Genomic DNA, 13,074 nt, shown 5'->3' with positions numbered 1-13,074 from the left:
AACGTTCCCGCTCGTGGCTTTTCTTCTCTGAGGATTCTGCTGTGTTGATGAGGAGGTGCCCCGGGGGCCGGTGGTTCATGCGTACCGAAATCCCGGGAACGGCCCTCTCCTCGAACGCCCGATCGGGACGGGGTGCGAGGTCCGCGTAGCATAATCCTCTGCCGGGTTGGAGCATAAGCCCCGCCCCGGGCGCCGGTAGCCTGCATAACGGCAGTTCCGGAGCCTGCACCGGGCCCCACGGTCCGCCAGGACCGGTGCCACCGGGCGGAGATGGGGCCCGCGCGGTCCACACCCGGGGGCGGTCCTTGTTCGCGCAGCGCGTACAAGCTGCGCGGGGCCGGGCCGTCGTGCCGGACACCCGGCGCAGCGGGCCGGGCACGCTGGGCGACGGATGTCGGTGCGGCGTGCTGCACTGGCGGACGGACCGGACGCGTCCGGATGTGACCGACGAGACAGAACTTCACCGAGGAGAGTGCCGCCGTGAGTGCCGAAACGACCGTGCCGTCCGCGCTGCTGGCCGGCGACGACGGTTCCAACTACAGCGCTCGGCACCTGCTCGTCCTCGAGGGACTGGAAGCCGTCCGCAAGCGCCCCGGCATGTACATCGGCTCGACCGACAGCCGCGGCCTGATGCACTGCCTCTGGGAGATCATCGACAACTCCGTCGACGAGGCGCTGGGCGGCTACTGCGACCGCATCGAGGTGCTGCTGCACCCCGACTCCTCCATCGAGGTCCGTGACAACGGACGCGGCATCCCGGTGGACGTCGAGCCCAAGACCGGGCTGTCCGGCGTCGAGGTCGTGATGACCAAGCTGCACGCCGGCGGCAAGTTCGGCGGCGGCTCCTACGCGGCCTCCGGCGGTCTGCACGGCGTCGGCGCCTCCGTGGTCAACGCCCTCTCCGCCCGCCTGGACATCGAGGTCGACCGCGGCGGGCACACCCACGCGATCAGCTTCCGCCGGGGCGCCCCCGGCCTGTTCACCGAGGCCGGCCCGGACGCGCCCTTCGAGCCCGCCAACGGCCTCACCAGGACCCGCAAGGTCCCCAAGGCCCGCACCGGTACCCGCACCCGCTACTGGGCGGACCGGCAGATCTTCCTCAAGGACGCGCGCCTCTCCCTGGAGAACCTGTACAGCCGCGCCCGGCAGACGGCTTTCCTCGTCCCCGGCCTGACGATCGTCGTGCGTGACGAGCGGCTCACCGAGAGCGACAAGATCGAGGAGACGGTCTTCCGCTACGACGGCGGCATCGCCGAGTTCTGCGAGTTCCTCGCCCCCGACAAGCCGGTCTGCGACGTGCTGCGGCTGCACGGGGAGGGCACCTTCAAGGAGACCGTGCCCGTCCTGGACGAGCTGGGCCACATGACCCCCACCGAGGTCACCCGTCACCTCGGCGTGGACATCGCGCTGCGCTGGGGCACCGGCTACGACACCACCCTGCGCTCCTTCGTCAACATCATCGCCACCCCCAAGGGCGGCACCCACGTCACCGGCTTCGAGCGCTCGCTGGCCAAGACCGTCAACGAGGCGCTGCGGGCCGCCAAGCTGCTGCGCGTCGCCGAGGACGACATCACCAAGGACGACGCCACCGAGGGCCTCACCGCCGTCGTCACCGTCCGGCTCGCCGAGCCGCAGTTCGAGGGCCAGACCAAGGAGGTGCTCGGCACCTCGGCGGCCAACCGGATCGTCGCGGCCGTCGTCGCCAAGGAGCTCAAGAACTTCCTCACCTCGGCGAAGAAGGACGAGAAGCTCCAGGCGCGGTCCGTCATGGAGAAGGTCGTCGCGGCCGCCCGCACCCGGGTCGCGGCCCGCCAGCACAAGGACGCCCAGCGCCGCAAGACCGCGCTGGAGACCAGCTCGCTGCCCGCCAAGCTGGCCGACTGCCGCAGCGACGACGTGGACCGCAGCGAACTCTTCATCGTCGAGGGGGACTCGGCGCTCGGCACCGCCAAGCTCGCCCGCAACTCCGAGTTCCAGGCGCTGCTGCCGATCCGCGGCAAGATCCTCAACGTGCAGAAGGCCTCGGTGAGCGACATGCTCAAGAACGCCGAGTGCGCCGCGATCATCCAGGTGATAGGGGCCGGCTCCGGCCGCACCTTCGACATCGACCAGGCCCGCTACGGCCGGGTGATCTTCATGGCCGACGCCGACGTCGACGGCTCGCACATCCGCACCCTGCTGCTCACCCTCTTCCACCGCTACATGCGGCCGATGGTCGAGCAGGGCCGGGTCTTCGCCGCCGTGCCGCCGCTGCACCGGATCGAGCTCACCAGCCCCAAGCGCGGCCAGGAGAAGTACCACTACACCTACTCCGACGCCGAACTGCGCTCCACGCTGCTGGAGTTCCAGCGCAAGAACCAGCGCTGGAAGGAGCCGGTGCAGCGCTACAAGGGTCTGGGCGAGATGGACGCCGACCAGCTGGCCGAGACCACCATGGACCCGCGCTTCCGCACCCTGCGGCGGATCAACCTGGGCGACCTGGAGCAGGCCGAGCGGATCTTCGACCTGCTGATGGGCAACGACGTCGCCCCGCGCAAGGAGTTCATCGTCGACTCGGCGGCCACGCTGGACCGCTCGCGCATCGACGCCTGACCCCCGGCCTGTTCCGAGAGGGCCCTCCACCCCCGGGTGGAGGGCCCTCTCGCGTGCGGTTCCACCCGCCGTCCACCCCGGCGCCGATCAGCCGGGGCCGCCGCGTCCGTAGCGTCGGTGGGGTCGGAAGAAGGCACCTCGGGACGGAGAGATCCGATGAGCACGCTGATCAACATCGTGGTGGCCCTGGCGGTGGTGGCCCTGGTGGTCGCCCGCCAGATGCGCCCGCAGAAGCTGGACGGGGAGCGCAGGTTCTGGATCCTGCCGCTGGTCCTCGGGGTGCTCGGGCTGCGCGACCCGCAGCTGATCGACCACGACCACGCCGCCCTGTCCGTCACCCTGCTCGTCGCCTCCCTGGTCGCGGTGCTCGGCATGGGCACGGTCTGGGGCTGGACGGTGCGGATCTGGCGCACGCCCACCGGGGAGACCTGGGCGCGCGGTACCAAGGCCACCGTGGCCGCCTGGGTCGGGATGCTCGCCATCCGGATCGGCATCTACGCGACGGGCAGCGCCCTGGGCGTCCACCAGTCCGGCAGCTCGCTGATGCTCGGCATCGCCGTCCTGCTGCTGGTCCGCTCGCTCGTGGTGAACTGGAGGGCCCGGTCGCTGCCGGCCGCGCGGCCCGAGGCCGCGCTGCGCTGACCTGCGCCGACCCGCTCCACTCGCTCCACTCGCCCCACTCGCCCCACTCGCCCCACCGATCATTGAGAACGAACGCCGAGGAGTCGCCCGTGGCCGGGTGGAACGCAACCCGCTGGCCCTCCCGCGAGGGCCTGGAGCGCGAGGCGGAGAGCCGGCCCCGGCGCATCCTCACCGTGCTCGGCCGGATCGTCATGCTGACCTTCGTCGGCTGGGGCACCTTCTCGGACGGCAGGTACAGCGGCTGGGCGGCGGTGGCCGCGGGGGCCGGGCTGGCCGCCTCCGTCGCGGTCTGCGTCGCCTACCTGAAGGCCAGCCGGGAGCAACGGCCCACCGCCACCTACCTCCTGGCGGCCGCCCTGGTCGGCTGCGCCTGGCTGGCCGACGCGGGGAAGGCCTACACGCTCGCGGACCTGCTCTGGATCGGCCTGGCCGTGACGGCGACCGTCCGGATGCCGCCCGTGCCCGCCCTGCTCACCGGCGTCGCCGCGCTGGGCTCGTACACGGCGGCCAGCTGGGCGAACTGGCTCGCCATCGGCGGCACGATCGGCGGGGTCGCCCTGCTCGGCTACCTGATGCGGCTGGACACCGAGGCGCGCGGCACCGCCCGGCGGCTGCTCGCCCAGGAGCGGGCCGCCCGGGCTGCCGAGGCGGAGAGCGCGGCGCTCGCCGAACGGGCCAGGATCGCCCGGGAGATCCACGACGTGCTCGCCCACAGCCTCTCCGCTCAGCTCGTCCACCTGGAGGCCGCCCGGCTGATGCTCGACGCCGGGACGGACCGGGAGCAGATCCGCGAACGGGTCGTCGCCGCGCGGCGGATGGCGCAGGACGGGCTGGCCGAGACCAGGCAGGCGCTGTCCGCGCTGCGCGGGGAGTTCACGCCGGTCGGGGAGTTCCTCGTCGAGCTGACGGGGCGGGAGCGGGCCGGGCTCACCGTCACCGGCACCCCCCGGCCGCTCGCCGCCGAGGCCGCCCTCGCCGTGCGCCGCACCGCCCAGGAGGCCGTCACCAACGTCCGCAAGCACGCGGCGGGCGCCCGGTGCGACGTCGAACTGCGCTACCTGGACGGTGCGGTGGAGCTGGAGGTGCGCAACTCCCGGGCGGCGCGCGGCGAGGCCGACCCGGAGCTGGCCGACAGCGGCAGCGGGTACGGTCTGCTGGGGATGCGCGAACGCGCTGAACTGCTCGGCGGCACCCTGCTGGCGGGCCCGGAGGACGGAGGATGGCGCGTGCTGCTGCGGGTGCCGGCATGAACGGGGCGGCGGTCACCAGGGTGCTGGTGGCGGACGACCAGACGGTGGTGCGCGAGGGCATCGTGATGCTGCTGGGGCTGCTGCCCGGCATCGAGGTGGTCGGGGCGGCCGCCGACGGGGAGGAGGCCGTCGCCCTGGTGGAGCGGCATCACCCGGACGTGGTGCTGATGGACCTGAGGATGCCGCGGGTCGACGGGGTCGAGGCCACCCGGCGCATCCGCGCGGCCCACCCGGGTACCGAGGTCGTGGTGCTCACCACCTTCGCCGACGACGAGTCGCTGTTCCCCGCGCTCCAGGCCGGGGCCCGCGGCTACCTCACCAAGGACGCCGGCGGCGAGGAGATCGCCAAGGCCATCGCGGACGTGCGCTCGGGTGCGGCCGGGCTCTCCCCGCAGGTCCAACTCCGGCTGCTGGAGCGGCTTTCCGAGTCTCCGGCCGCCGCGCAGGGACCCGCCCCGATGGCCGCCCCGCCGGCCGCCGTACGGCCCGCCGTTTTGCCGGGGGAGCTGCCGGACGGGCTGACCGCCCGGGAGGCCGAGGTGCTGGCGCTGATCGCCGAGGGGCTGTCGAACACCGAGATCGCCCAACGCCTGTTCGTCAGCCCGGCGACGGTGAAGACGCACATCAACAACCTGTTCGCCAAGACCGCCGTCCGGGACCGCGCGCAGGCCGTCGCGTACGCCTTCCGGCACGGAATCACCGGGACGCAGCAGTAGTGCGATGAGTGTCTGTCGGATCATCGCTCACCTCATCGAGTGAAGGTACCGGCGATGGTCCGGAGCGCCGCCCGGCGGCCCCCATGATGGGTCGGGACAGAGTGCCCGCCGGTCCAGGAGCAGCAGTGCCACAGCAGCAGACGAGCAGTCCCGGGCAGGGACAGCGATTCGACTGGTGGGCCGCTCCGGCCGCCGCCACCGACCCCGAGCCGGCGGCCGGGCGCCGCCGAACGGCCGTACCGGAGCAGCCGCCGCTCCACCGGCCGGGCGCCGCCCGTACGGAGCAGGGCGTGCCGCCCCAGGCCGCGCCCGCCGCCGCTCCGGTCGTGCCGCCCGCCCCCGTCGCACCGGCCCTTCCGGTCGCCACGGCGCCGGTGCCGGAGGCGGCGCCCGAGCGGGCCGTGGTCAGCGTGGACAGCACCGAGGTCTACCGGTCCGTCCAGGCCAGCGACGCCTTCCAGGCCATCCGGCACAGCTACCGCTCGTTCGTCTTCCCCGTCACCGGCGCCTTCCTCGGCTGGTACCTGCTGTACGTCGCCGCCCAGGCCGCCGCCCCCGGGCTGATGCGCAGCCAGGTCGCCGGGCCGCTCAACGTCGCCTGGCTGCTCGGCCTGCTCCAGTTCGCCAGCACCTTCGCGCTCACCTGGCTCTACGCCCGCAACGCCCGGACCAAGCGCGACCGCGCCGCCCTCGGCCTGCGCTGGGACACCCAGGACCAGCTGCGATGACGACGACCGCCACCCCGCCGCCCGTCGCCCCCGCCGGCGACCACCACGCCCTCGCGATCGTCCTGTTCGCCGTCATCGTCCTCGTCACCCTCGGCATCACCCTCTGGGTCGGCCGCGGGGGCAACGCCGCCGAGGACTTCTACGCCGGCGGCCGCGACTTCACCCCGCTGCAGAACGGCTTCGCGCTCTCCGGCGACTACCTCTCCGCCGCCTCCTTCCTCGGCGTCGCCGGGCTCATCGCCCTGTACGGCTACGACGGCGTGCTCTACAGCATCGGCTTCCTCGTCGCCTGGCTCGTCGTGCTGATGCTCGTCGCCGAACTCGTCCGCAACGCCGGGCGCTACACCCTGGCCGACGTGCTCGCGCTGCGGCTGCGCCGGCGCAAGGTCCGTGCGGCGGCGGGCGGCGCCAGTGTCGTCGTCACCCTGCTCTACCTCGTCGCCCAGATGGTCGGCGCGGGCTCGCTCGTCGCCCTGCTGCTCGGCACCAACAGCGCGCAGGCCCGCACCTGGGCGATCATCGCGGTCGGCGGTCTGATGATCGTCTACGTCACGGTGGGCGGCATGCGCGCCACTACCTGGATCCAGATCGTCAAGGCGTTCCTGCTCATCGCCGGTTCGGTACTGCTCACCGTCCTGCTGGTGGTCCGCTTCCACGGGGACCTCGGCGAACTCATGCGCCAGGCCGCCCAGCACAGCGGCGCCGGACACCGCTACCTCGAACCCGGCCTGAAGTACGGCGCGAGCTTCACCAGCCGCCTGGACTTCGTCAGCCTCGGCCTCGCCCTGGTGCTCGGCACCGCCGGGCTGCCGCACATCCTCTCCCGCTTCTACACCGTGCCCACCGCCCGGGCCGCCCGGCGGTCCACGATGTGGGCGATCGGCCTGGTCGGCGCCTTCTACCTGATGGCCATCGCGCTGGGCCTGGGCGCCACCGCGCTGGTCGGCTCGGCCGAGGTGCGGCACGCCAACTCGGCCGGGAACACCGCCGTCCCGCTGCTCGCCCTCGTCCTCGGCGGAGGCAACGGCAGCACCGGCGGGGTGGTGCTGTTCGCGCTGATCTCCGCGATCGCCTTCGCCACCATCCTCGCCGTGGTCGCCGGGCTCACCCTGGCCTCCTCGGCCGCCTTCGCCCACGACATCTGGGCAGGCGCCTGGCGCGGGAGGCCCCGCCGGTCGCTGCGGCGCCGGGGCGCGGTGCCCGCCTCGCGGGAGGCCTCGGACGGGGAGGCACCGGGCAGCGAGTCCTCTGGCAGGGAGGCCGCCGAGGTCAGCGAGCGGCAGGAGGTCCGGGTGGCGAGGGTCGCCGCGGTCGGGATCGGCGCGGCCGCGATCGCGATCAGCCTCTTCGCCCAGCAGCTCAACGTGGCCTTCCTGGTCGGCCTCGCCTTCGCCGTGGCCGCCTCCTCCAACCTGCCGGTGCTGCTGTACAGCCTGTTCTGGTCGCGGTTCACCGCCCGGGGCGCGGTCTGGTCGGTGTACGGCGGGCTCGTCCCGGCGATCGTGCTGGTGGTCTTCTCACCGGTCGTCTCCGGGACGAAGGTGGCGCTGTTCCCCGGCGTGGACTTCCACTGGTTCCCGCTGGAGAACCCGGGCATCGTCTCCATCCCGCTCGGCTTCCTGGCGGGCTGGATCGGCACGATCACCTCGCCGGAGCCCGCCGACGCGGACCGCTTCGCCGAGCTGGAGGTGCGCGCCCTCACCGGTGCGGGCGCGGCCTGAGCCGCCGCGCCCGGGGCGGCCCCCGGCGGTCCTGGGGCCGCCGGGCCCCGCGGTTGACACGGCGCCGGTCTAGGGCCGGGCCGCCAGGCCGTAGCGGTGCTCGGGGCGGCCGGTGTCCCCGTAGCGCAGGGTGAGCCGCAGGCGGCTGTCCCGCTCCAGCTGCTTGAGGTAGCGCTGCGCGGTGGAGCGGCTCAGGCCGGTGGCGTCCGCGACCTCCTGGGCGGACAGCGGCCGGCCCGCGCCGCGCAGGACCCCCAGCACCAGGTCGGTGGTGGGCGCCGAGTGGCCCTTGGGCAGGGAGCCCGCCGGGGCGCCGGCGCTGCGCAGCGTCGCGAAGAGCCGGTCCACCTCGTCCTGGCCGGCCTCCCGGGCCGGGGCGGCCAGCGCGTGCCGCAGCTGCGCGTACGCGACCAGCTTCTCCCGCAGCCCGGCGAAGGTGAACGGCTTGACCAGGTACTGCAGGGCGCCGTGCTGCATGGCGGCGTGCACGGTGGAGACGTCGCGGGCGGCGGTCACCATCATCACGTCGCAGGCCACCTGGCGCTCCCGCAGCCGCCGGACCAGGGCGAGCCCGGTCTCGTCGGGGAGGTGGTGGTCCAGGAGCAGCAGGTCCACCGGGCGGCGTTCCAGCGCGGCCAGCGCCTCGGCGGCCGAGTGCGCGGTGCCGGTGACCCGGAAGCCGGGCACCTTCGCCACGTAGGCGGCGTGCACGTCCGCGACCCGGAAGTCGTCGTCCACCACGAGTACGTCGATCATCAGGCCTCCACGAGCCGGGCGGCGGGCTGGGCGGGGAGCAGGGCCTCGGGCAGCTCGACGGTGAACCGGGCGCCGCCGAGCGGGCCCGCGTCGAGCGCGATCCGGCCGCCGGTGCGCTCGACGAGGCGCCGTACCAGGGCCAGGCCCAGGCCGCGCGGGCGGTGCGCGGGCGCGTCCTTGCTGGTCCAGCCCTCCTCGAAGACCTGTTCGCGCAGGCACTCCGGCACGCCCGGGCCGCTGTCGGCGACCTGGAGCAGCAGGGTGGAGCCAGCCGCCGCGAGGCTGACCTCCACCCGGCCGCCGCCCGTCGGCATGGCGTCCACCGCGTTGTCGATCAGGTTGCCCAGCACCGTCACCAGCGCCCGGGCGTCCACCACGGTGTCCGGCAGGTGCGCGGCCGGGGCCAGCAGCAGCCGCACCCCGCGCTCGGCCGCGACGGCGGTCTTGCCCGCCAGCAGCGCGGCCACGTGCGGGTCCTGCACCTGCTCGGCGATCCCGGCCGCGACCACGGCGTGCGAGCCGGACTGCTCGGAGATGAACGCCACCGCCTGCTCGTGGCGGCCGAGTTCGAGCAGGCCGAGCAGGGTGTGCATCCGGTTGGCGTGCTCGTGGTCCTGGGCGCGCAGCGCCTCGGTGAGGCTGCGGGTGGTGTCCAACTCCCGGACGAGCGACTCCAGTTCGGTACGGTCCCGCAGGGTCACCACGGCGCCGCCCTCGGCCGTGCTCATTCGGTTGACCACCAGCACCCGGTCGTCCCGGACGGCCGGGAGGTCGGTGCCGGTGATCCGGCCGGTCAGCACGTCGGCGAGCCGGCCGGGCGGCAGCACGGCGCCGATCGGCCGTTCGGTGCAGCCGTCCGGCAGGCCGAGCAGCCGGACGGCCTCGTCGTTGGCGAGGCGGATGCGCCCGTGCTCGTCCAGCGCCACCATGCCCTCGCGGATGCCGTGCAGCATCGCCTCGCGCTCCGCCAGCAGCGCCGAGATGTCGGCCAGCGCGATGTTGTGGGTGCGGCGCTTGAGGCGGCGGGCCAGGGCGAGGGTGGCGACCGTGCCGGCGGCCAGGCCCGCGCCCGCGCACAGCAGGATGCCGGTGAGCATCTTGAGCAGCCGGCGGCGGATCGAGTCGTCGCTGATGCCGACGGACACCTCGCCCACGATCCGGCCGTCCGCCGTGCGCAGCGGCACCTTGCCGCGGGCGGTGCGCCCCAGGGTGCCCTCCTGGATCGCGGTGACGCTGCGGCCGCTGAGGGCGGGCTCGGGATCGGTGCTGACCCGGTAGCCGATCCGGCCGGGGTCGGTGTGCGAGAGCCGGATGCCGCCCAGGTCGGTGACCACGACGAAGCTGGCGCCGGTGGCCAGGCGGATCTGCTCGGCGTTGCGCTGCACGGTGGCGGAGTCGCGGGCGTCGGCGGCCCGGGCGATCACCTCGTCGGTGGCGGTGGCCTGGGCGATGGACAGGGCGCGCTGCATGGCGTCGTGGTCCAGTTCGCTGCTCACGGGGGCCAGGAAGAGGCCGGCGGTGACGGCGGTGACGCCGACCGTGACGACCGTCTGGCTGAGCAGGAGCTGGGCGAAGACCCGGCGGGGCCAGCGGGGGAGCTTCATCCGGGCCTCCTCTCGGGGTGGGGGAGCGCAGGGGGCCGTGGGGGCCGTGAGGGCCGTGGGGGTCGGCACACCCTATGTTTCCGGCGTGTTTCTGTCAGCCGCGTCCCCGCAGTTGTAGCGCAAGCAAAACGAGCAGAACACCCCTCAATGGGGAGAAGTCGCACTACGCCGAGAAGGCTCCCGCCGGGGGCGGGCCCGCTCCTACCGTTCCGGGGCAAGCACCGACCCCGGAGGAAACATGAGCGAGCGAAGCGAGGCGGGGGCATGACGAAGACCCCGGCGATCGAGCTGATCGGCGCGACGAAACGGTTCCGCACACCGTCCGGCGCCCTGCACACCGCCGTCCGCGACCTCGACCTGACCGTCGCCGAGGGCGAGTTCGTCGCCGTCGTCGGCCCGACCGGCTGCGGCAAGTCCACCACCCTGACCCTCGTCAGCGGCCTGGAGGAGCCCACCGAGGGCGATGTGCGGGTGCACGGCGAGCCCGTCACCGGGATCGACCCGAGGGTCGGCTTCGTCTTCCAGCAGGACGCCGTCTTCCCCTGGCGCACCGTGCTGTCCAACGTGACGGCCGGCCCGCGCTTCCGCGGGATGCCCGCCGCCGAGGCCCGGGAGCGGGCCCGCGACTGGCTCGCCCGCGTCGGCCTGTCCGCCTTCGAGGACCGCTACCCCCACCAGCTCTCCGGCGGCATGCGCAAGCGCGTCGCGCTCGCCCAGACCTTCGTCAACGACCCGGCGATCCTGCTCATGGACGAGCCGTTCTCGGCGCTGGACGTTCAGACCCGCGCCCTGATGTCCGACCAGCTGCTGGAGCTGTGGGCCGGGACCGGTTCTTCCAGAAACGCGGCGTCGGTGGTGTTCGTGACCCACGACCTCGACGAGGCCATCGCCCTCGCCGACCGCGTCGTGGTGATGACCGCCGGGCCAGCCACCGTCAAGGAGATCTTCACCGTCGACCTGCCGCGCCCGCGCACCGTCGAGGCCGTCCGGCTGGAGCCCAGGTTCGTCGAGCTGTACCGCGAGATCTGGGCCTCGCTCGGCGAAGAGGTCCGCATCACCCGTGAGAGAGGAGCGGGTCGTGCCGCTTGAGACCGCCGCCGCCCCTGCCGCCCCCGTCGTCACCAGCAAGACCGAGGCCCGCCAACGCGCCGCCCGCAACCGCAGGTTGAGCGTGTACGGCGCCCGCGTCGGCGTCCTCGTCACCTTCCTCGGCCTGTGGGAGCTGTGCGCCCGCACCGAGGTGATCGACCCGTTCAACTTCTCGCAGCCGTCCAGGATCTGGAACCAGATCTGGCAGTGGACCACCCACGGCACCGCCCAGGGCTCCCTCGGCGAACAGATCGGCTACACCCTGTACGAGGCCCTGGCCGGCTGGGTCGTCGGCGTCATCGGCGGCGTGCTGCTCGGCATCACGCTGGGCCGCATCCGCTTCCTCGCCGACGTGTTCGGGCCCTACATCAAGGTGCTCAACGCCATCCCGCGCATCGTCCTCGCCCCGATCTTCCTGATCTGGTTCGGCCTCGGCCCGGCCTCCAAGATCGCCTCCGCCGTGGTGCTGGTCTTCTTCCCCGTGTTCTTCAACGCCTTCCAGGGCGCCCGCGAGGTCGACCGCAACCTCGTCGCCAACGCCCGCATCCTGGGCGCCTCCAACCGCAAGGTCACCCTCCAGGTGGTCATCCCCGCCGCCACCACCTGGATCTTCACCAGCCTGCACGTCAGCTTCGGCTTCGCGCTGATCGGCGCCATCGTCGGCGAGTACATCGGCGCCACCAAGGGCCTCGGCCTGCTCGTCGCCGCCGCCCAGGGCACCTTCAACGCGGCCGGCGTGTACGCGGCCATGACCATCCTCGCCGTCGTCGCGCTGCTCACCGAGGGGCTGCTGACCTTCGCCGAGAAGAAACTGTTCCGCTGGAAGCCCGCCGACGCGGGCGACGGCCGCTGAACCCCCCATCGCAGAAAGGCACTTCCGTCATGCGCCCGAACCCGACCGGCAGAGTCCTCGCCGTCGTCCTCGCCGCCGCCCTGCTCGTCCCCCTCACCGCCTGCGCCAACGACGCCGCCACCTCCACCCACGGCGCCGCCGCCCCCGCCGGGCAGAAGGTCGACGGACCCACCGTCAAGATCATGGTCGGCGGCCTGGACAAGGTCATCTACCTGCCCGCCATGCTCACCCAGCGCCTCGGCTTCTTCGCCGAGGCCGGCGTCAACGTCGAGCTGCTGAGCGAGCCCGCCGGCGTCAACGCCACCACCGCCCTGCTCGCCGGGGACGTCCAGGGCGCCGTCGGCTTCTACGACCACACCATCGACCTCCAGGCCAAGGGCAAGCACGTCGAGTCCGTCGTCCAGTTCTCCCAGGCCCCCGGCGAGGTCGAGATCGTCTCCACCAAGCAGGCCGACGCCATCAGGTCGGGCGCGGACTTCAAGGGGAAGAAGCTCGGCGTCACCAGCATCGGCTCCTCCACCGACTTCCTCACCAAGTACCTCGCCGTCAAGAACGGCACCAGCGTCAGCGAGTTCAGCCCCATCGCCGTCGGCGCCGGCCAGACCTTCGTCGCCGCCCTCCAGCAGGGCAGCATCGACGCCGGGATGACCACCGACCCCACCGTCGCCAACGTCCTCGACAAGGGTCTCGGCAAGATCCTCTACGACATGCGCACCCCGGAGGGCTCCCGCGAGGCGCTCGGCGGGCTCTACCCCTCGTCCTCGCTGTACATGAACACCGACTGGGTCGAGAAGAACAAGGACACCACCCAGAAGCTGGCCAACGCCTTCGTCAAGACCCTCACGTGGATGTCCACCCACAGCCCCGAGGAGATCGCCGCGAAGATGCCCGCCGACTACGCGCAGGGCGGCGCCGCCCAGTACGCGGCCGCGATCAAGGCCACCCTGCCGATGTTCACCACCGACGGCGTCATGCCCGCCGACGGCCCCAAGACCGTCCTCGCCGTCCTCGCCGCCTTCCACCCGGACGTCAAGGGCAAGGAGGGCACGATCGACCTCGCCAAGACCTACACCACCGAGTTCGTGGGCAAGGCCACCGGCTGAACCCGCTGAACCCGCTGAGC

The 13,074-nt window shown here is 72.9% G+C and carries 11 protein-coding genes; 9 read left to right on the top strand and 2 right to left on the bottom strand.

Going from position 1 to position 13,074, the window contains the following annotated elements:
- Positions 1–480: 480 nt before the first annotated feature.
- The 6 genes from ACIRRS_RS30185 to ACIRRS_RS30160 all read left to right on the top strand — a co-directional run bounded on the left by ACIRRS_RS30185 (position 481) and on the right by ACIRRS_RS30160 (position 7,649).
- Positions 481–2,592 (top strand): type IIA DNA topoisomerase subunit B, encoded by a 2,112-nt coding sequence (locus ACIRRS_RS30185; RefSeq protein ID WP_402977280.1) that lies wholly within the window; start codon positions 481–483, stop codon positions 2,590–2,592.
- Positions 2,593–2,748: 156 nt separating this feature from the next.
- Complete coding sequence (locus tag ACIRRS_RS30180) at positions 2,749–3,234, top strand: DUF1453 domain-containing protein (RefSeq protein WP_402977277.1); 486 nt, start codon at positions 2,749–2,751, stop codon at positions 3,232–3,234.
- A gap of 89 nt (positions 3,235–3,323) precedes the next feature.
- The gene (locus tag ACIRRS_RS30175; RefSeq protein WP_402977274.1) at positions 3,324–4,484 is read left to right on the top strand and encodes a sensor histidine kinase; all 1,161 of its coding nucleotides are present in this window, start codon (positions 3,324–3,326) and stop codon (positions 4,482–4,484) included.
- Positions 4,481–5,200, top strand: a complete 720-nt coding sequence (locus ACIRRS_RS30170; RefSeq protein WP_402977271.1) for a response regulator — start codon at positions 4,481–4,483, stop codon at positions 5,198–5,200. The genes ACIRRS_RS30175 and ACIRRS_RS30170 overlap by 4 nt, the downstream gene beginning before the upstream one ends.
- 125 nt (positions 5,201–5,325) lie before the next feature.
- Positions 5,326–5,928 carry a DUF485 domain-containing protein gene (locus ACIRRS_RS30165; protein ID WP_402977268.1) on the top strand — a complete coding sequence of 201 codons (603 nt, stop codon included), beginning with the start codon at positions 5,326–5,328 and terminating at the stop codon, positions 5,926–5,928.
- Positions 5,925–7,649 carry a cation acetate symporter gene (locus tag ACIRRS_RS30160; protein ID WP_402977265.1) on the top strand — a complete coding sequence of 575 codons (1,725 nt, stop codon included), beginning with the start codon at positions 5,925–5,927 and terminating at the stop codon, positions 7,647–7,649. Before ACIRRS_RS30165 ends, ACIRRS_RS30160 begins: the two co-directional genes overlap by 4 nt.
- Positions 7,650–7,718: 69 nt before the next feature.
- Here ACIRRS_RS30160 and ACIRRS_RS30155 read toward each other — a convergent pair whose 3' ends face one another.
- On the bottom strand, positions 7,719–8,405 hold the full coding sequence (locus tag ACIRRS_RS30155) for a response regulator (RefSeq protein ID WP_402977263.1): 687 nt from the start codon (positions 8,403–8,405) through the stop codon (positions 7,719–7,721).
- A complete protein-coding gene (locus ACIRRS_RS30150; protein WP_402977260.1) occupies positions 8,405–10,009 on the bottom strand; it encodes an ATP-binding protein in 1,605 nt (534 codons plus the stop codon). The genes ACIRRS_RS30155 and ACIRRS_RS30150 overlap by 1 nt, the downstream gene beginning before the upstream one ends.
- 264 nt (positions 10,010–10,273) lie before the next feature.
- Between ACIRRS_RS30150 and ACIRRS_RS30145 the strand changes: the two genes are divergently transcribed.
- The 3 genes from ACIRRS_RS30145 to ACIRRS_RS30135 are packed head-to-tail and all read left to right on the top strand — an operon-like array spanning position 10,274 to position 13,054.
- Positions 10,274–11,098 carry an ABC transporter ATP-binding protein gene (locus tag ACIRRS_RS30145; protein ID WP_402977258.1) on the top strand — a complete coding sequence of 275 codons (825 nt, stop codon included), beginning with the start codon at positions 10,274–10,276 and terminating at the stop codon, positions 11,096–11,098.
- Positions 11,088–11,951 (top strand): ABC transporter permease, encoded by an 864-nt coding sequence (locus tag ACIRRS_RS30140; protein ID WP_402977256.1) that lies wholly within the window; start codon positions 11,088–11,090, stop codon positions 11,949–11,951. The genes ACIRRS_RS30145 and ACIRRS_RS30140 overlap by 11 nt, the downstream gene beginning before the upstream one ends.
- Before the next feature lie 29 nt (positions 11,952–11,980).
- Positions 11,981–13,054, top strand: coding sequence for an ABC transporter substrate-binding protein (locus tag ACIRRS_RS30135; RefSeq protein ID WP_402977253.1), 1,074 nt, complete (start codon positions 11,981–11,983; stop codon positions 13,052–13,054).
- The last annotated feature ends 20 nt before the right edge of the window (positions 13,055–13,074 follow it).

Source organism: Kitasatospora sp. NPDC101183, assembly GCF_044767945.1.
Lineage (GTDB): Bacteria > Actinomycetota > Actinomycetes > Streptomycetales > Streptomycetaceae > Kitasatospora.
The sequence above is the reverse complement of the archived record's forward strand: the minus strand, read 5'-3'. Positions and strand labels throughout refer to the sequence as shown.